This window comes from Micromonospora sp. URMC 105, assembly GCF_051386295.1.
Classification (GTDB): domain Bacteria; phylum Actinomycetota; class Actinomycetes; order Mycobacteriales; family Micromonosporaceae; genus Micromonospora.
Genome location: NZ_JBPQTL010000217.1, coordinates 1 through 690 on the forward strand (window position 1 = coordinate 1; position 690 = coordinate 690).

The window sequence follows — 690 nt, forward strand, 5'->3', positions numbered from 1 at the left end:
ACCGCCGCTCCGCCCCCGATCCGGCACCTCCGGCCGAGCCGGCCGTGGAGGACGGGACGCCGGACCCCGGCGCGGCGCCGGGACCAGTGCTGGCCGGCTCATGGCCGGGGCGTTCCGCCGGGGCGGCGGGCTCCGCCGGCACGGACCGGAGCCGGAACGGCCGGTCGGCCCGGTCGGCGGTGGCGGTGCCGTCGGCGGCCGGCTCGACCGTCCGGACGGGCGGCGCGCCGTAGGGGGCGCCCGGGTCGGCCGCTGGGGGTGCGCTCCGGGGCGCAGCGGCCGGCGCCTCGGCCGGCGGCGCGCTGCGCGCCGTGGCCGGCGGCCCAGCGTAGGACCCGGTCGCCGGTGAGGTGCGGTAGGAGGCGTCGACCTCCGGCTGCCGGTACGCCCCCGTGCTCGGTGCTGCACCGTACGACTCGGTGCTCGGTGCCGAGCCGTACGGCTCGGCGCTCGGCGAGGAGCCGTAGGACCCGGCGCTCGGTGCCGAGCCGTAGGCGCCCGCGCTCGACGACGAGCCGTAGGACCCGGCGCCCGGTGGCGGACCGTAGGAACCCGCGCTCGGTGGCGAACCGTAGGAGCCGCTGGACGACGAGGTGCCGTGGGCGGTGCCCGCCGACGACGCGTCGGGGACGGGCTGGCAGCCGGCCGGGCCGACGGCCTACGAGGCGGGCACCGACCGTGGCGAACCGG

The 690-nt window shown here is 80.9% G+C and carries 1 protein-coding gene; it reads left to right on the top strand.

Features of this window, described 5'->3' with window-relative positions:
* Window positions 1–233: hypothetical protein (locus tag ACSNN7_RS29020; protein ID WP_436684225.1), on the top strand; the 233-nt coding region annotated here is incomplete at its 5' end.
* Window positions 234–690: the final 457 nt, after the last annotated feature.